The sequence below is a fragment of the Marinobacter sp. JSM 1782161 genome, from assembly GCF_011421605.1.
Taxonomy (GTDB): domain Bacteria; phylum Pseudomonadota; class Gammaproteobacteria; order Pseudomonadales; family Oleiphilaceae; genus Marinobacter_A; species Marinobacter_A bohaiensis.
Map to the genome: position 1 here is coordinate 450957 of NZ_WSSA01000004.1, position 17451 is coordinate 468407.

General features: G+C 63.7%; 14 protein-coding genes. 9 read left to right on the plus strand and 5 right to left on the minus strand.

Annotation, left to right across the window (positions count from 1 at the left end; translation table 11 throughout):
* Positions 1 to 80: 80 nt before the first annotated feature.
* Entirely contained in the window at positions 81 to 1106 is a 1026-nt protein-coding gene (locus GQB00_RS18470) for a histone deacetylase family protein (RefSeq protein ID WP_165857363.1), read from the minus strand.
* Between the two features lie 233 nt (positions 1107 to 1339).
* Between GQB00_RS18470 and GQB00_RS18475 the strand changes: the two genes are divergently transcribed.
* The 3 genes from GQB00_RS18475 (at position 1340) to GQB00_RS18485 (ending at position 6459) form a co-directional block, all read left to right on the plus strand.
* Positions 1340 to 2794: an NAD-dependent succinate-semialdehyde dehydrogenase gene (locus GQB00_RS18475; RefSeq protein ID WP_111497018.1), complete on the plus strand. Its 1455-nt coding sequence runs from the start codon at positions 1340 to 1342 to the stop codon at positions 2792 to 2794.
* Positions 2795 to 2949: 155 nt separating this feature from the next.
* Positions 2950 to 5115, plus strand: coding sequence for a DNA helicase II (gene uvrD, locus GQB00_RS18480; protein WP_165857364.1), 2166 nt, complete (start codon positions 2950 to 2952; stop codon positions 5113 to 5115).
* Between the two features lie 192 nt (positions 5116 to 5307).
* Entirely contained in the window at positions 5308 to 6459 is a 1152-nt protein-coding gene (locus tag GQB00_RS18485; protein WP_111497016.1) for a TRAP transporter substrate-binding protein, read from the plus strand.
* Positions 6460 to 6570: 111 nt separating this feature from the next.
* On the opposite strand, the gene GQB00_RS18490 is transcribed toward GQB00_RS18485, so the two are convergent.
* From GQB00_RS18490 to GQB00_RS18505, 4 genes are all read right to left on the minus strand, one after another.
* Positions 6571 to 7968 (minus strand): aldehyde dehydrogenase, encoded by a 1398-nt coding sequence (locus GQB00_RS18490; RefSeq protein ID WP_165857365.1) that lies wholly within the window; start codon positions 7966 to 7968, stop codon positions 6571 to 6573.
* Positions 7969 to 8112: 144 nt separating this feature from the next.
* Complete coding sequence (locus GQB00_RS18495; RefSeq protein WP_165857366.1) at positions 8113 to 8514, minus strand: acyl-CoA thioesterase; 402 nt, start codon at positions 8512 to 8514, stop codon at positions 8113 to 8115.
* Positions 8515 to 8595: 81 nt separating this feature from the next.
* Positions 8596 to 9948 carry a TRAP transporter large permease gene (locus GQB00_RS18500; protein ID WP_111497261.1) on the minus strand — a complete coding sequence of 451 codons (1353 nt, stop codon included), beginning with the start codon at positions 9946 to 9948 and terminating at the stop codon, positions 8596 to 8598.
* A gap of 29 nt (positions 9949 to 9977) precedes the next feature.
* The gene (locus GQB00_RS18505) at positions 9978 to 10529 is read right to left on the minus strand and encodes a TRAP transporter small permease subunit (RefSeq protein WP_111497013.1); all 552 of its coding nucleotides are present in this window, start codon (positions 10527 to 10529) and stop codon (positions 9978 to 9980) included.
* 329 nt (positions 10530 to 10858) lie between these two features.
* Here GQB00_RS18505 and GQB00_RS18510 point away from each other — a divergent pair, with 329 nt between their 5' ends.
* The 6 genes from GQB00_RS18510 (at position 10859) to GQB00_RS18535 (ending at position 17438) form a co-directional block, all read left to right on the plus strand.
* Positions 10859 to 11905 carry a substrate-binding domain-containing protein gene (locus tag GQB00_RS18510; RefSeq protein ID WP_111497012.1) on the plus strand — a complete coding sequence of 349 codons (1047 nt, stop codon included), beginning with the start codon at positions 10859 to 10861 and terminating at the stop codon, positions 11903 to 11905.
* 210 nt (positions 11906 to 12115) lie between these two features.
* The gene (gene pstC / locus GQB00_RS18515; protein ID WP_165857367.1) at positions 12116 to 13504 is read left to right on the plus strand and encodes a phosphate ABC transporter permease subunit PstC; all 1389 of its coding nucleotides are present in this window, start codon (positions 12116 to 12118) and stop codon (positions 13502 to 13504) included.
* Entirely contained in the window at positions 13497 to 14771 is a 1275-nt protein-coding gene (pstA, locus tag GQB00_RS18520) for a phosphate ABC transporter permease PstA (protein ID WP_165857368.1), read from the plus strand. Before pstC ends, pstA begins: the two co-directional genes overlap by 8 nt.
* 15 nt (positions 14772 to 14786) lie before the next feature.
* Positions 14787 to 15671 carry a phosphate ABC transporter ATP-binding protein PstB gene (pstB, locus tag GQB00_RS18525; RefSeq protein ID WP_111497009.1) on the plus strand — a complete coding sequence of 295 codons (885 nt, stop codon included), beginning with the start codon at positions 14787 to 14789 and terminating at the stop codon, positions 15669 to 15671.
* Positions 15672 to 15694: 23 nt separating this feature from the next.
* Positions 15695 to 16417 (plus strand): phosphate signaling complex protein PhoU, encoded by a 723-nt coding sequence (gene phoU / locus GQB00_RS18530; RefSeq protein WP_111497008.1) that lies wholly within the window; start codon positions 15695 to 15697, stop codon positions 16415 to 16417.
* 151 nt (positions 16418 to 16568) lie between these two features.
* Positions 16569 to 17438 carry a DUF2059 domain-containing protein gene (locus tag GQB00_RS18535; RefSeq protein WP_165857369.1) on the plus strand — a complete coding sequence of 290 codons (870 nt, stop codon included), beginning with the start codon at positions 16569 to 16571 and terminating at the stop codon, positions 17436 to 17438.
* Positions 17439 to 17451 lie beyond the last annotated feature (13 nt).

The window sequence follows — 17451 nt, forward strand, 5'->3', positions numbered from 1 at the left end:
TCCGAAGCCGTTTGTCGTCAGGTCACTCTCAGGTAGAGAAAAGTCAGCAAACACTGTGCCTGAATCCGTCGCCCGGGGCGTCAGGGTGAGCGTCCCTCCAGCCCGTGCAGGAACTGGCGCACGTTCTCCGCGAGGGTGCTGATGTCGTAGCCGCCTTCCTGAATCACCAGGGTCGGCAGGGCCGGCGCCGCGATCCGTTTGCCAAGCCGGGCGAAGCCTTCGGAGCTGACCGAGACCTTGGCCTGCGGGTCGTCCTTGTAGATGTCGAAGCCCAGGGTGAGGATCAGCGCGTCCGGCTGGAACAGGCGGATGGCGGTCATGGCTTCTTCCAGTTTCTCGAAGAAGTCGTCCTCGGAAGACCCATGGGGCATGGGCATATTGATGTTGTAGCCGTAACCTTTGCCTTCGCCGCGTTCGTCCTCGTAACCGGAGACCACCGGGTAGAAATTGGTGGGGTCGCCATGGATCGAGATGTAGAGCACGTCGTCCCGGTCGTAGAAGATTTCCTGAATCCCCTGACCGTGGTGCATGTCGGTGTCGAGGATGGCCACCCGGGGGAAGCGTTTCTTGAGGGCTTCGGCGGCGATGGCCGCGTTGTTGAGGTAACAGAAGCCGCCGGCGGCGTCGCGGCGGGCGTGGTGCCCGGGCGGGCGGCACACGGCGTAGGCGCTGCGGTCGCCGGCCTTGAGGGCGTCGGCGGCGCCCAGCGCGGTCTGGGCGGACCAGTAGGCCGCTTTCCAGGTGTCCGGGCCAATGGGACAGCTGCCGTCCGCCAGGTAGCGGGCGGCTTCGGCGAGGATACCGCGCATGGCGTTGGGGGAGCGAACAAAGATGTTGGACATCACCTCATCGCCCCAGTCGTCCGGAATCGCCTTCCAGCGCCGGTGGGCGGATTCGAGGAAACGGAGGTAACCCAGGTCGTGAACTTTGGAGATGGGGCCGGCACCCTGGTCGCAGGGCTCGAGCACCTCGAATTCGAGGCTGTGCAGGCCGGCGATCATCTCCGCCGTGCGCGCCGGAACCTCCTGTGGCTCGCGCATCTGGCCGCGCGTGAAATACGTCTTCGGAACATGCAAATCCTGCGCGGGATGAAAGTATGCACGCATGGCACTGCCTCCCTGGAACGGCCGGTTGGGCCGGGCGAATTCTGAACACGTGGGTCGAGTATAAGCATCGTTTAAAGTCCGGCTCAACCCATGATTTGACTCATTTTTGACCGGGGCCGGGCGCGCACTTGTCCAACGTGCCCGCTTCAGCCACTATGAAGCGATCAGTCCAATGTCACCGGTTAGCGCTGGATAACTCACTACGCCAATACGCCCAATCGCAAGGAGCCGACATGATTCAGTCACCGCTTTTGACGAACCTAGACGGGTACATCGGAGGACAGTGGATCAGCACGTCGACGGGCCAGACCATCGACGTCTACAACCCCGCCACCGGCGAGGTCATCGCCCAGGTGGCCTCCATGGCCGAAGCGGACGTGCAGCGCGCCATCGATGAAGCCAAGCAGGCGCTGCGGCTGACCGAGCCCTACGACCTGGATACCCGTCGGGGCTGGCTCGAAGGCATCCGCGATGCCCTGCTCAAGCACAAGGAGGAAGTGGGCCGCATCCTCTGCATGGAACACGGCAAGCCCCTGAAGGAAGCCCAGGGGGAAGTGGAGTACGCGGCCGGTTTCTTCGACTACTGCGCCCGGAACATCGACACCCTCGATGCGCACACCATCGACGAGCAGCCCAAGAACTGCACCTGGACCATCCATTACCGGCCCATCGGTGTGGCGGCGCTGATCACCCCCTGGAACTTTCCCATCGGCATGATCGCCAAGAAGCTGTCCGCGTCGCTGGCGGCCGGCTGTCCGTCGATCATCAAGCCGGCCAGCGAGACGCCGCTGACCATGATCGCGATGTTCAGCCTGATCCATCAGGAACTGGACCTGCCCAAGGGCATGCTGGGCCTGGTGATGGGCAAATCCAGCATGATCGGCAAGCTGTTCTGCGAGTCGCCGGACGTGCCCATGATCAGCTTCACCGGTTCCACCGAAGTGGGCCGTACGCTGATGGCCGACAGCACCGGCTGGGTCAAGAAACTGGCCCTGGAGCTGGGCGGTAACGCGCCGTTTATCGTGTTCGACGACGCCGACCTGGACGCGGCGGCGGACAATTTGATCGCCAACAAATTCCGCGGCGGCGGCCAGACCTGCGTCTGCGCCAACCGCATCTTCGTGCACGAGAAGGTGGCCGACGCCTTTGGTGAAAAACTGGCGGAGCGGGTCAACCGTATGACTGTCGGCGACGGCATGAAGGACGGTGTGGACATCGGCCCGCTGATCAACAAGGCCGGTTTCGACAAGGTGCGCCGTCACGTGTCCGACGCGCTCGAAAAGGGCGGCCAACTGGTGGCCGGACCCCAGCCGGACAGCCTCAGCGGCAACGACCTGTTCTACCCGCCCACGGTGGTCAGCGGCATCACGCGGGATATGGCCTGCTCCCAGGAAGAGACCTTCGGTCCCCTCGTACCCATGGCGCTGTTCAAGGGCGAGGACGAGGTGATTGAGGCCGGTAACGACACCGAGTTCGGCCTGGCCGCCTACGTCTTCACCAAAGACGAGGCCCGTGCCGCGCGCGTGATCGGCGGCCTGCGTTTCGGCCACGTCGGCTGGAACACCGGCACCGGCCCCACCCCGGAAGCGCCGTTCGGCGGCATGAAAGCCTCCGGCGTCGGCCGCGAGGGCGGCATCGAAGGCCTGTTCGAGTTTGTCGAGCCGCAGACGGTGCCGCGCGGAAACTGATCCCGGCGGCCCGCCTACCCGTTTTATGACACCGTAAGTGCCTGACCCGTCTGGGTCAGGCGCCTCCCTCCCCACGCCGGGCACTGTCCCGGCGTGATCCTGTGTGCCGGCTTGTTATAATCGGCGCTCTCATTTTCCTGAATCAGTGGTTCCCAATGGACGTCTCCCCGATTATCGATCCCCTCAACGATGCCCAGCGCGAGGCGGTCACCGCCCAGAACGACCATCTGCTGGTCCTGGCGGGCGCCGGCTCGGGCAAGACCCGGGTGCTGGTGCACCGCATGGCCTGGCTGATGCAGGTGGACCGGATTCCGGCGACGGGACTGCTGGCGGTGACCTTCACCAACAAGGCCGCGCGCGAGATGCGCAACCGGATTGGCGAGATGATGAACCTGCCGGGTTACGGCATGTGGTTCGGGACCTTCCACAGCATCGCCCATCGCCTGCTGCGGGCCCACTGGCAGGACGCGGGCTTGCCCGAGAACTTCCAGGTGCTCGACAGCGACGACCAGCTGCGCCTGATCAAGCGCGTCATGCGTGAGCAGCAGGTCGACGAGAGCCGCTGGCCGCCCAAACAGGTGCAGTGGTTCGTCAACGGCCAGAAGGACGAAGGGTTGCGCGCCGATCACATTCAGGAGAATCCGGGCGACCATTTCACCTCGGTGATGCTCAAGATCTACCGCCAGTACGAGAAGCAGTGCCAGCTCAGCGGCCTGGTGGATTTCGGCGAGCTGCTGCTGCGTTCCCACGAGCTGTGGCTGCACCGGCCGGAAGTGCTGGCCCACTACCAGCGCCGGTTCCAGCACATCCTGGTGGACGAGTTCCAGGACACCAACACCATTCAATACGCCTGGCTGCAGGTGCTGGCGGGCAACCGGGTGCCGCTGACCATCGTCGGCGACGACGACCAGTCCATTTACGGCTGGCGTGGTGCCAGGATCGAGAACATCCAGCGTTTCCAGCAGGACTGGCCCAACGCCCGCATGGTACGCCTGGAGCAGAACTACCGCTCCACCCAGAACATCCTCAAGGCCGCCAACGCGGTGATCGCCAACAACCAGGGGCGGCTGGGCAAGGAGCTCTGGACCGACGGCGTCGAGGGCGAGCCGATCAGTCTCTACTCCGCCTTCAACGAGCAGGACGAGGCCAACTACATCGCCGATTCCATCAGCGCCTGGGTGGACGAGGGCAACCTGCGCAGCGAGGCGGCGATCCTGTACCGTTCCAACGCCCAGTCGCGGGTGCTGGAGGAAGCGCTGCTGCGCCAGGGCATTCCCTACCGGGTCTACGGTGGCCTGCGCTTCTACGACCGCCAGGAGATCCGCAATGCCCTGGGCTACCTGCGTCTGGTCCACTACCGCCACGACGACGCCGCCTTCGAGCGGGTGGTCAACACGCCGGCCCGGGGCATCGGCGCCAAGAGCCTGGCGGAGCTGCGCGAACTGGCCACCGGCCAGGGCATTTCCCTGTGGCAGGCGGCGGAGCGCCTGCTCGAAGCCGGCGCCATGAAGGGCCGCGCCCGCACCGGCCTGCAGCAGTTCATCGCCATGATCGAGGCGCTGGCGGCGGACCAGGACGAACTGGACCTCAAGCAGCTCACCCAGCGCGCCATCCAGGACAGCGGCCTGCGCGATCACCACGCCAATGAGAAAGGCGAGAAAGCCCAGGCCCGGGTGGAAAACCTGGAAGAGCTGGTCAGCGCCATGGCCGACTTCGAGGTGGAAGACGGCATCGACCCGCTGTCGGAGTTCATCGCCCAGGCGGCGCTGGACGCGGGCGAGTCCCAGGCAGACGCCAACGAGGACAGCGTGCAACTGATGACCCTGCACTCGGCCAAGGGGCTGGAGTTCCCGCTGGTGTTCCTGGCCGGTGTCGAGGAGGGGCTGTTCCCCCACAGCATGTCCCTGGAAGAACCGGGGCGCATGGAGGAAGAGCGGCGTCTGGCCTACGTGGGCATCACCCGGGCCATGCAGCGGCTGGTCATGACCTACGCCGAATCCCGCCGCCTCTACGGCCAGGAGAAGTACCACGCGGTGTCGCGCTTCGTGCGGGAGATCCCGCCGGAGTTCATCCAGGAAGTGCGCCTGCGCAACACGGTGACGCGTCCGGCGCTGGTGCAGCGACCCAACGAGGGGCTGTTCGACGATTCCGCCGCGTCTCAGGCGGGGCTGCAGCTGGGCCAGCGGGTGCGGCATCCCAAGTTCGGCGAGGGCGTGGTGATGAACTGCGAAGGTTCCGGCCACCACACCCGCGTCCAGGTGAACTTCGACGACGGGGCGAAATGGCTGGTTCTGGCCTATGCTCCACTGGAGCGATTGTAGGAGCCCCGGTGTCGCGACACGGGATCAGCTGGTTCGAAAACTCATACTTTTGAATAAAGGCAGCCTGCGGGGTTATCTTACATCCTTACAGACTTGATATAACGACACATTGGGTCGTCCGTATCGGTTCAGCGCCGCCATTCCTGCGTGGCGGCGCGCAACAACAACGATAAAAGAAAGTAAGGAGAAAACATGAAGCGTCGCAATCTTTTGGCTGCTCTGGTCGCGGGTGTGCTGGGTATCGGGCTGGTGGGCTGTTCCCAGGAAGCGGAAAATGACTCCGCCGCGGCCAACGGCTCGTCCGACCAGGCGGCGGCCCCGGCCACCGAGAAGCAGACCTACAAGTGGAAGATGGTCACCACCTGGCCCAAGAATTTCCCGGGTCTGGGCACCGGTCCCGAACACTTTGCCGACCGGGTCCGCGCGATGACCGACGGTCAGATCGACATCACCGTCTACGGCGCGGGTGACCTGGTGCCGGCCCTCGAAGTCTTCTCCGCGGTTTCCCAGGGCACCGCCGAGTTGGGTCACGGCGCCGGTTACTACTGGAAAGGCAAGATTCCCGCCGGCCAGTTCTTCGCCACCGTTCCCTTTGGCCTGACCGCCCAGGAATACAACGGCTGGATGTTCCACGGCGGGGGCCTGGAGCTCTATCGCGAAGCCTACGAACCGTTCGGCGTGATTCCCTGGCCGGGCGGCAACACCGGCGTGCAGATGGGCGGCTGGTTCAACAAGGAAATCAACAGCGTCGAGGACCTGAACGGCCTCAAAATGCGGATTCCGGGCATTGGCGGCGACGTACTGGAAAAAGCCGGCGGCACGCCGGTGAACCTGCCGGGCGGCGAGATCTTCACCGCGCTGCAGACCGGCACCATCGACGCCACCGAGTGGGTCGGCCCCTACAACGACCTGGCGTTCGGCCTGCACCAGATCGCCGAGTACTACTACTATCCGGGCTGGCACGAGCCGGGTACCGCGCTGGAAACCATCGTCAACGCCGACGCCTACAACAAGCTGCCGGAGCACTTGCAGGCGATCATCGACGTGGCGGCGCGGGAAATGAACGCCGACATGCTGGCGGAATTCACCGCCCGCAACAACGAGGCCCTGCGGGAACTGGTGGAAGAGAAGGACGTGAAGCTGCGCCGCTTCCCGGACGACGTGCTCAACCGCCTGCGCAGCATTTCCGACGACGTGGTCAGGGATCTCGCCGAGCGGGACGAAATGGCCGGCAAGGCCTACGAGTCCTACAAGGCGTTCCGCGACAAGGTGGTGCCTTACACCGAGATCTCCGAACAGACCTATGTTGAGATCCGCGAACCGGACTCCGCCGACGAGGGCTGAAACCGGTCTCAATAAAAACCCCGGTCTGGAGACAGGCCGGGGTTTTTTGTTCTGTGGGCACGGGGCAGCCCGTTGACGCCGGGCCAGCAATGGCCGCCGGCGTGTCCCGGATCAGAACGGAAACTGGCCGGGTTCGGTGTCCACGGTGATCCAGCGCAGTTCGGTGAACTGGTCGATGCCGGCCTGGCCGCCGAAGCGCCCGTAGCCGGAGTCGCCGAGGCCGCCGAAGGGCATCTGGGCTTCGTCATGCACCGTTGGGCCGTTGACGTGACAGATGCCGGAGCGGATGCGCTTGGCGACTTTCAGACCGCGGGACAGATCCCGGGTGAAGACGGAGGCGCTCAGGCCGTAGCGGCTGTCGTTGGCAATGGCGACGGCGTCTTCTTCATCCCGGGCACGGATCATGGCCACCACGGGGCCGAAGCTTTCGTCCCGGTAAATGTTCATGTCGGCGGTGACGCCATCCAGCACCGTGGCGGGCATCAGCAGGGAGTCGGCCTTGCCGCCGGTCAGGGTCTGGGCGCCCTTGGCCTGAGCGTCGTCGATCAGGGCGTTGATCTTGTCCACGGTGTTGCGATCGATGACGGCGCCCAGCGGTGCGTTGCCCTCCCGGGGATCGCCGGTTTTCAGCCTGCGCACCTTGTCCGTGAATTTGGCGGCGAAGGCATCGGCCACCTCATCGACAACGATCAGGCGTTCGGTGGACATGCAGATCTGCCCCTGATTCATGAAGGCACCGAAGGCGGCGGCGTTGACCGCTTCATCCAGGTCAGCGTCAGCCAGCACCACGAAGGGCGCCTTGCCGCCCAGTTCCAGCAGGCAGGGTTTGAGATGCTCGGCGGCCCGTTTGGCGATGATGCGGCCGACCTCGGTGGAGCCGGTGAAGTTGATGCGCTTGACCGCCGGGTGGTCGATCAGCGCGCCCACCACGTCGGCGGCGTCTTCCGGCGCGTTGGTCACCAGCCCGACCGTGCCGTCGGGGAAACCCGCCTCGCCAAGCGCTTCGGTGATCAGGCTGTGGGTACGGGGACACTGTTCGGAGGCTTTGAGGACGACACCGTTGCCGCAGGCCAGGGCGGTGGCGATGGCGCGCACGCCCAGGATGATGGGCACGTTCCACGGCGCGATGCCGAGAATGACGCCAACCGGGTCGCGCTGGCTCATGGATAGGCAGCCGGGCTTGTCGGACGGAATCACCTCGCCGTTGATGCGGGTCGTCAGGGACGCCGCCTCGCGCAGCATGGAGGCCGCCAGGTTCAGGTTGAACAGCGCCCAGCCCTCGGTGGCGCCGGTCTCGTCCATCATCGCGCGGACAAAATCGTCGCGGCGGGATTCCAGCGCCGTGGCGGCACTCGACAGTACAGCCCGGCGGGCGTTGGGGCCGACCTGTGACCAGGCTTCGAAGCCGGACTGGGCCCGCTCGGCGATGGCGACAGCGTCGGCCGCTTTCATGGCGGCGGCTTCACTGGCCACCTCACCGGTCACCGGATTGACGCGTTGGAAAGTCATGGCGGTCTCGCTTTGTCTGTTCTCGGGTGACTGATCGGTCGATCAGCGTGTAAAGCCCCACCATGACAAAGGCCGCGACCGCAACGCCAGTGGGCCACTTGCTCAATGGCAAGCGCCCGGTGCACGAGCGCCGGACAGATCGGTTCAGTCCTGCTGCGGCACTTCCCGGATGCGGCCGTGTTCGTCGATGGCCACGAACACGATCAGCGACTCGGTCACCTTGCGCATGCGTTCCCGGTCACGGTCGCGGGTCCAGACTTCCACGTGGATCTTCATGGAGCTGCGGCCGATGTCCACCAGGTCGGTGTAGACCGCCACCTGGGAGCCCACCCGCAGCGGCGAGAGGAATTCCATGCGCTCGATGGCCACGGTGGCGTTGCGGCCCTTGGAGATGCGGCCGGCGGTCGTGGCGGCGGCCACGTCCATCTGTCTCACCAGCCAGCCGGCGTAGATGTCGCCGTTGGCGTTGGTGTCGGAAGGGTAGGGCACCACTTGCAGTGCAAGCTGGCCCCGGGGGTTCGGTTTGTCGTCATCCGTCAGGTTCATGAATCGTTTCGCCCGGTTTTCAGAGTTTTCATTATTCAGCGTGTCGTGTGCGAGGCGCGGGTCCGGCCCCTACGGCCAAAATCAGCCGTAGAGGTAATCGGGCAGGCCCGTGGCCAGTACCGGCCAGATCGACAGCAGGATCAGCATGATCAGCTGAATGATAATGAAAGGAATCACGCCACGATAGATCTGCGAGGTGGCAATTTCCGGCGGCGCCACGCCACGCAGGTAGAACAGCGAGAATCCGAAGGGCGGCGTCAGGAACGAGGTCTGCAGGTTCAGGGCGATCATGATGCCCAGCCAGACCGGATCCAGGCCCATGTTGAGCAGCACCGGCGCCACGATCGGCACCACCACGAAGGTGATCTCGATGAAGTCGAGGATGAAGCCGAGCAGGAAGATCACCAGCATGACCACGATCATCGCGCCTACCACGCCACCGGGCATGTCCGCAAAGATGCCGTGGATCAACTCGTCGCCGCCGTAGCCGCGGAACACCAGCGAGAAGATCGCCGCACCCACCAGGATCAGGAACACCATGCAGGTGACCCGAGTGGTCTGCTGGCAGACTTCGCGCAGCACGCCGATGCCCAACTGACGCCGCAGGCCGGCCAGCAGCGTGGCGCCCAGAGCCCCGACGCCGGCGGCCTCGGTGGGGGTGGCGACACCGGCGAGGATAGAGCCGAGCACAGCTACAATCAGGATCAGCGGCGGTGTGAGGTCATGCCACAGGTTCAACTTCCGGCCGTTTTCGCCGTTGATATCGTCATCATGGGGCGGCGCGGCGGACGGCTTGAAGTAGGCGACCAGCACGATATAGACGATATAGAGCAGCACCAGCACCAGGCCCGGGATCAGCGCACCGACGAACAGGTCGCCCACCGAGACGGTGTCCGGGCTGAAGATGCCCTGCATGCGCTGGGCCCGCTGGTAGGCGCTGGACATCACGTCCCCCAGCAGGACCAGGGCAATCGACGGCGGGATGATCTGGCCCAGGGTGCCGGTGGCGCAGATGGTGCCGGTTGCCAGGGACGGGCTGTAGCCGCGCTTGAGCATGGTGGGCAGTGAGATCAACCCCATGGTCACCACCGTGGCGCCGACGATGCCGGTGCTGGCGGCCAGCAGCATACCGACGATGGCCACCGAGATGCCCAGGCCGCCGCGCATGCGTTTGAACAGTTCGGCCATGCTTTCGAGCAGGTTCTCGGCGATCTTGGACTGCTGCAGCATGCAGCCCATGAACACGAACAGCGGCACCGCGATCAGGGTCTCGTTGGTCATCAGGCCGAACAGGCGGTTGGGCGTGGCGCCCAGGAAGCTCATGTCGAACACGCCGAACGCCGCACCGCCCAGGGCGAACGCCAGTGCGGTGCCGGCCAGGGAAAAGGCCACCGGGAAACCGGCCATCAGCACGATACAGACCGCCGCAAACATCACCAGCGGCAGGAATTCGATGAATACACTCACAGCGTGTCCTCCGCAGGGCCGTTCTCCTTGGAAATGGCCCCGGCGAGGACCGCAATGTTACGCAGGGATTCGGCGACGCCCTGGATGATCATCAGCACGCACATCGCCGGAATCAGGCTCTTGAGCAGGAATATCGCGGGGATGCCGCTGGTCTCCGGCGAGCGTTCCAGGATCGCCCAGGAGCGGGCCACATAGTCCCAGCTGCTGACCAGAATGAAGATCACCACCGGCATCAGCAGGAGCAGGGTCCCGAGCAGGTCGACTACCGCCTTGCCCTTGCCGGACAGGCGCTGGTAGAGGATGTCCACCCGCACGTGATCGTTGTGCTTGAGCGTGTAAGCGCTGGCCAGCAGGAATACGATGGCGTGCAGATACATCACGCTTTCCTGCATGAAGATGGAGGAGCTGTTGAACAGGTAACGCATGACAACCACGGTGAACGTCAGTAACACCATGCCGATGTTGAGCCAGGCGAGGGTACGGCCGGTCACCTCGGTGAAACCGTCGAGGTAGCCGGTAAGGCGGACGAGAAGCGCGTTCTGATTCATGATGTTTTTATTGGTTTGTCGAGTTATTCCTCCATGTTAAGGGCCTCGGCGGCGGGTGCAACAAAAACAGGGGGCATAACCGACGAAAGGCTAATAATTGAGGAGATCAATTTCTTTTCGGCCTCTGAAAACAGGGGAAAGGGGCCGGATTTCACGGGATGTTGCAAAAAACATTACATCGGCTACGTGTGTCATCTAAGTGTCATAAAGACCCCTTAGGCTTCACACATCGGCTGACCACTGCCGGTTTCGAAGACGGGTCCGAATGCCGTGTCCGACTTCCGGAGATCAGCGGAACCCGTGAATAAATCGCATTATGGAGGCTCAACGTGAATAAACTGAAAACAGCTGTCGCCAGCGTTGCAGTAGCCGGCGCCATGGCCACCATCTCAACCCCGACTCTGGCCCGTGACACCATCAACATCGTCGGTTCCTCGACCGTTTACCCGTTCGCTACCGTGGTCGCCGAGCGTTTCGGTCGTAACACGGATTTCCCGACACCGAAGCTGGAGTCAACCGGTTCCGGTGGTGGTCTGAAGCTGTTCTGCGCCGGCGTGGGTACCCAGCATCCTGATATCACCAACGCGTCCCGCCGCATGAAGTCGAGCGAATTCGAGCGTTGTCAGAGCAACGGCGTTAAAGAAATCACCGAAGTGAAGATCGGCAGCGACGGCATCGTTCTGGCCAGCGCCAAGGGCGCCCCGAACCTGGACATCAGCCTGGAGCAGCTGTACCTGGCCCTGGCCAAGCAGGTTCCCAACCCGAACGGCGACGGCCTGGTGGCCAACCCGTACAAAAACTGGAGCGACGTTGACTCCAGCCTGCCGAACGAAGCCATCCGCGTGATGGGTCCGCCGCCGACTTCCGGTACTCGCGACGCCTTCAACGAACTGGCCATGGAAGCCGGTTGTGAAGAGATCGACATGATTGCCGACATGGAAGAAAGCAAGCGCGAAGAAGTCTGCATGACCTTCCGTGAAGACGGCGCCTTCATCGAAGCGGGCGAGAACGATAACCTGATCGTCCAGAAGCTGACCGCCGACAAGAGCTCTTTCGGTATCTTCGGCTACAGCTTCCTGGAAGAGAACTCCGGCACCCTGCAGGCCGCCACCATCAACGGTGAAGAGCCGACTCAGGAAGCCATCTCCAGCGATGAATACCCGCTGGCCCGTTCACTGTGGTTCTACGTGAAGAAAGCCCACGTGGGTGTCATTCCGGGCATGAGCGAATACGTCAAGGAATTCACCAGCGAAGGCACCTGGGGCCCGAACGGCTACCTGGCTGACGTTGGCCTGATCCCGCTGGCGCGTGATGCTCGCATGGCTGCGGCCAAGAACGCCCAGAGCCTGACGCCGATGACGGGCGACGAGCTGTAAGCAGCACGCCAGGCGTGTGAAACTGTAAAGTGCGGGGCCGCAGGGCTCCGCACTTTTCGCGTATTCAAGGACGAAGAAAGCCATTAAATGCACTTGTGACGTTGTTCTGGCGAAGCGATACACTGTCGCGCCAGAAGGGAGCCGCTGAAACGGTACTGCCGTGGGCGGGCTGTTCCAGGGACTTCTTGCAACGCTGAAAGAGAGACATCAATGCAACCGGGCAACCTGTTTCCGCTGATTGTGGTGATGGTTGCGATTGCCTTCGGGCTGGGCTATGCCCGCTCGCGAGCGGTCGCGATGCCATTGGGCGGTATCCGTCACCTCAAATCCCTGCCTTTTTACTACGCCGCCCGCGCCGCCTTCTGGTGTGGCATTCCGGCGCTGTTGATCTTTGCCCTGTGGCTCGGCTTTGAACACAAGGTGATCCAGTTTCTGGTGGTCGGTTCGCTGCCGGCGGACCTGCAACCGGATTCCCCGGGGCGCGCCAGCCTGATCCTGTCGCAGATCAGTAACGTCGCGTCCGGCGCGCTGCCGGCGGATTTCGTGCCGGGCCCCATTGCTGAGGCGGCGGGCCGGCTGACCACCCTGCGTGAAGAAAGCAAACTGATGATGACCCTGCTGGTGGTGTGCGTCGCGGTGCTGGGCGCCTTCGTCGCCTGGCTGCGGATTGCGCCGCACATCAACGCCCGGGAAAAGGTCGAGTCCATCCTGCGCAAGATCTTCTTCTGCTGCGCGGGTCTGGCGATCCTGACCACGGTGGGCATCATCTTCTCGGTCATCATCGAGACGATCCACTTCTTCCAGCGGATCTCCTTCGTCGAGTTCTTCTTCGGCACGACTTGGAGCCCGCAAACGGCCATCCGCGCCGATCAGGTGGCGGCGGAAGGTGCCTTCGGGATGATCCCGCTGTTCGTGGGTACGCTGCTGATTTCCCTCATTGCCATGGTTGTGGCCGTGCCGGTGGGTTTGATGTCGGCGATCTACCTGTCCGAGTACGCCACCAAGCGGGTACGCGGCATCGTCAAACCGATGCTGGAAATGCTCGCCGGTGTGCCGACGGTGGTCTACGGCTTCTTCGCCGCTCTGACCGTGGCGCCCTTCATTGCCGACGCGGCGGCCTGGCTGGGGCTGGAAGCCTCGACCGAGAGCGCGCTGGCGGCCGGGCTGGTCATGGGCATCATGATCATCCCGTTCGTCTCCTCCCTGTCCGACGACGTGATCAACGCCGTGCCCCAGACCCTGCGTGACGGCTCGCTGGCCCTGGGGGCCACCCAGGCCGAGACCATGACCAAGGTGATCTTCCCGGCGGCCCTGCCGGGCATCATGGGCGGCATCCTGCTGGCGGTGTCCCGCGCCATCGGCGAGACCATGATCGTGGTCATGGCCGCGGGCCTGGCGGCGAACCTGACCGTCAACCCGCTGGACGCCGTGACCACCGTGACCGTGCAGATCGTCACCCTGCTGACCGGTGACCAGGAATTCGACAGTGCCAAGACGCTGTCCGCCTTTGCCCTGGGCATGATGCTGTTCATCGTCACGCTGCTGCTGAACGTCGTCGCCCTGAAAGTGGTTCGCAAATATCGGGAACAGTATGAATAAGCCAGAGAATCAGGCGGAACTCGTCCGTCAGTCGCTCAAGCGTCGCTATCGCAAGGAACGCCGTTTCCGGATGTACGGCATCACCGCGATTGCCATTGCGATCGCCGCCCTGGTGATCCTGTTTGCCGACATTATCGGCAAGGGCTACACCGGGTTCATCAAGACCACCATCACCCTGGAGGTTACCTACGATCCCCAGGCGATGTATCTGGAAGACGCCACCGATTCCGACGCCCTGGCCATGGCGGACTTCACCGCACCGCTGATCGAAGCGCTGCACGACGCGTTGCCGCAGACCGGGGAAGACGACAACCGCGCGCTCAAGGGGCTGCTCAACAGCTACGCCTCCAACAAGCTGCGCGACGCGATCAAGGCCGATCCGGACCTGCTGGGTACCACCCAGACCATGACGTTCCTGGTGAACGACGACGTCAGCGTCTACGTCAAGCACGCCGACGACGACCGCTATTCCATCAAGCTCAGCGAGGAGCAGCAGGGCTGGGTCGACGAGCTGGAACAGCGCGGCATCATCGAGAATGGCTTCAACGACGTCTTCTTTTCCAGCGGCGACAGCCGCGAGCCGGCCAACGCCGGTGTGCTGGGGGCCATGGTCGGCTCGCTGCTCACCATGGTGGTGACCCTGGCCCTGTCGTTCCCGATCGGGGTGGCGGCGGCCATCTACCTGGAGGAGTTCGCGCCCCAGAACAAGCTGACCGATTTCATTGAGGTCAACATCAACAACCTGGCGGCGGTACCGTCCATCATCTTCGGTCTGCTGGGTCTGGCGGTGTTCATCAACCTGTTCGGCCTGCCGCGCTCGGTGCCGCTGGTGGGCGGCCTGGTGCTGACCCTGATGACGCTGCCGACGATCATCATTTCCAGTCGCGCCGCCATCAAGAGCGTACCGCCGTCGATCCGCGAGGCGGCCGAGGGTATTGGCGCGTCCAAGATGCAGGTGGTGCTGCACCATGTGCTGCCGCTGGCCATGCCCGGCATGCTGACCGGTTCCATCATCGGCATGGCCCAGGCGCTGGGTGAAACCGCCCCGCTGCTGCTGATCGGCATGGTCGCCTTTATCGTCGACGTACCCGGCGGCTTTACCGATTCCGCCACCGTCCTGCCGGTCCAGATCTTCCTCTGGGCGGGCAGCCCCGAACTGGCATTTATTGAACGGGCGTCCGCTGCCATTATGGTCCTGCTGACCTTCCTCATTGGCATGAACGCCCTGGCCATCTGGCTGCGCCGTCGCCTCGAGCGCCGGTGGTAACAGGAGATTGAAAGTATGAATACGATGAATTCGACAATCGCCCAGGACCAGGACGTCCCGGTAGAGGAAGCGGTGGAGAAGAAAGAAACCACCGTCACCGACAGCGAGCTGGAAGGCAAGACGGTAGGCAAGCCCTTCGCCGATGAACCCAAGTTCTCCCTGCGCAACGTGGAAGTGTTCTATGGCAGCAACCGCGCCATCAAGGACATCAGCCTGGACATCGCCAAGAACGAGGTGATTTCCTTCATTGGGCCGTCCGGCTGCGGTAAATCCACGTTCCTGCGCTGCCTGAACCGGATGAACGACAGCATCGACATCTGCAGCGTGAAGGGGCAGCTGTCGCTGGACGGCAACGACATCTACGATCCCAAGCGGGACGTGGTGGAACTGCGCGCCCGGGTCGGGATGGTGTTCCAGAAGCCCAACCCGTTCCCCAAGTCGATCTACGACAACGTCGCCTACGGCCCGCGCATCCACGGCCTGGCCAACCGCAAGTCGGAGCTGGACGAGATCGTCGAGAACAGTCTGCGCGGTGCCGGTCTGTGGAACGAGGTCAAGGATCGCCTGGACACCCCGGGCACCGGCCTGTCCGGCGGTCAGCAGCAGCGTCTGTGCATCGCCCGCGCCATCGCCGTGAGCCCGGAGGTGGTGCTGATGGACGAGCCCTGTTCGGCGCTGGACCCGATCGCCACCGCGCGCATCGAGGAACTGATTTCCGAGCTGTCCGAGAGCTACACCATTGTCATCGTCACCCACTCCATGCAACAGGCGGCGCGGGTGTCCGACCGGACGGCCTACTTCCACCTGGGGCACCTGGTGGAAGTGAACGAAACCAACAAGGTGTTCACGGCGCCCGAGCATGAACTGACCGAGTCCTACATCACTGGTCGCTTCGGTTAATCCGACGGACTGCGGAGAACGAGATGAGTAACAAACAGGAAGACGTATACGGCGATCACATTTCCCACCAGTTCAATGAAGACCTGTCCGGTCTCAAGGAAGATTTCCTGCGCATGGGCGGCATGGTCGAGCAGCAGGTGGTGGACGCCATCGAATCGCTGATCGACGGCGACGGCCACCGTGCGGATGAGATCCGTACCCGCGACAAGCAGGTGGACAAGCTGGAGCTGGAGATCGACGAGGAAGCCACCCGCATCATCGCCCGGCGTCAGCCGGCGGCGCGGGACCTGCGCCTGGTGCTGTCGGTGATCAAGATGGTGGCGGACCTGGAGCGCATCGGCGACGAGGCCAAGAAAATCGCCAAGCTGGCCCTGCGCCTGTCGGAAGAAGGCCAGGCCCCGCGCGGCTACGTGGAAGTGCGCCACATCGGCAACCACGTCGGCCAGATGCTGCGGGACGCGCTGGACGCGTTTGCCCGGCTGGACTCCGAGCAGGCCCTGCGCATCATGAAGGAAGACAAGCGGGTGGACGAGGAATACCAGGCCGCGACCCGATCGCTGATCACCTTCATGATGGAAGACCCGCGCAATATTTCCCGCTGCATGTCGGTCATGTGGGTGTTCCGGGCGCTGGAGCGCATCGGCGACCACGCCTGCAACGTGGCCGAGCACGTGATCTTCATGGCCAAGGGCGAGGACGTGCGCCACACCCCGATGGAAGAAGCGGAAAAGGTGGTCGGCAACTGACGCCGACATCCGGCGAGGCGGGTGGAGGCCCGCTTCGCGCCGTTCCCTGCCCCTTTCTCTCCAAACCGTCATCTGGTGGGCCCGCCATTCCCTTGCCGGGCGGGCGGTGCCATGGCATAACGGGGCCCATCGAAACAGGAGAGAATCAAGTATGCGTGTATCCCCCCGAATTGACCTGTTCGCTCCGCTGTATCGGCTGACGGCGCTGCGGTCACTGACCCTGCTGGCGCTGGTGATGGCCGGCGGCCTGGCCGAGGCGGAAACCCGTGCGGAATCCGTGGTGCGGGTGTCGCCGCTGGGTGAAATCATCGAACAGTATCCGGCGATGATGAGCGAAGGCATCCGCGAGGGTCTCAAGCAGACCGGCCAGGTGGACCCGATGGTCGCCAACACAGTGGGCGGTATTGTCAGCAACGCCTTCAGCAGTGCGGCCATTCGCCGCCAGGTGGTGGAGGATCTCGACGCCGGCCTCAGCGACGGTCAGCTGCAGGCGGTGCAGGACTGGTACGAGACGCCGTTGGGCCAGCGCATGGCGCAGGCGGAAGTGTCCGCGTCCAGCCCGTCGGCCTGGAAAACGATCCAGGCGCAGGGCTCATCCCTGGTCGATCGCTACAAAGGCAGCCAGCGCGCGGACATGTTCTCCCGCTTTGACCGGGTCACCCGCGCCACCGAAAGCACGGTGGACACGGCGGTGGCGGTGCAGCTGGGTCTGGCCTCGGCCATGAGCGCCTTCAGTGGCGGGCAGGGGCCGACCTATGACCAGATGAAGCAGCAGATCGAGGATCAGCGTTTCATGCTCAAAGGCGCGGTGGAACAGCAGGTCTACGCGGCCTATCTGTACACCTACCAGGATTTCAGTGCCGACGAGATCGACACCTATCTGGACTTCATGGGCTCGGATGCCGGCAGCGCCTTCAACCGGGTGGTCACCGACAGCATCCAGAAGGCGATCCTTGAGCCGGTGGAAAACGTCGGCGGCCAGCTGGTGCGGCTGCTCAACCCGGGCCGCTCCGGCTCCTGATTCCGTCCATCCC

Coding starts and splice junctions, on each gene's coding strand:
- GQB00_RS18535 (WP_165857369.1), top strand. CDS start 16,569: ATGCGTGTATCCCCCCGAATTGACCTGTTCGCTCCGCTGTATCGGCTG.
- GQB00_RS18475 (WP_111497018.1), top strand. CDS start 1,340: ATGATTCAGTCACCGCTTTTGACGAACCTAGACGGGTACATCGGAGGA.
- GQB00_RS18470 (WP_165857363.1), bottom strand. CDS start 1,106: ATGCGTGCATACTTTCATCCCGCGCAGGATTTGCATGTTCCGAAGACG.
- pstA (WP_165857368.1), top strand. CDS start 13,497: ATGAATAAGCCAGAGAATCAGGCGGAACTCGTCCGTCAGTCGCTCAAG.
- uvrD (WP_165857364.1), top strand. CDS start 2,950: ATGGACGTCTCCCCGATTATCGATCCCCTCAACGATGCCCAGCGCGAG.
- GQB00_RS18505 (WP_111497013.1), bottom strand. CDS start 10,529: ATGAATCAGAACGCGCTTCTCGTCCGCCTTACCGGCTACCTCGACGGT.
- GQB00_RS18500 (WP_111497261.1), bottom strand. CDS start 9,948: ATGTTTGCGGCGGTCTGTATCGTGCTGATGGCCGGTTTCCCGGTGGCC.
- GQB00_RS18485 (WP_111497016.1), top strand. CDS start 5,308: ATGAAGCGTCGCAATCTTTTGGCTGCTCTGGTCGCGGGTGTGCTGGGT.
- phoU (WP_111497008.1), top strand. CDS start 15,695: ATGAGTAACAAACAGGAAGACGTATACGGCGATCACATTTCCCACCAG.
- pstB (WP_111497009.1), top strand. CDS start 14,787: ATGAATACGATGAATTCGACAATCGCCCAGGACCAGGACGTCCCGGTA.
- GQB00_RS18495 (WP_165857366.1), bottom strand. CDS start 8,514: ATGAACCTGACGGATGACGACAAACCGAACCCCCGGGGCCAGCTTGCA.
- pstC (WP_165857367.1), top strand. CDS start 12,116: ATGCAACCGGGCAACCTGTTTCCGCTGATTGTGGTGATGGTTGCGATT.
- GQB00_RS18490 (WP_165857365.1), bottom strand. CDS start 7,968: ATGACTTTCCAACGCGTCAATCCGGTGACCGGTGAGGTGGCCAGTGAA.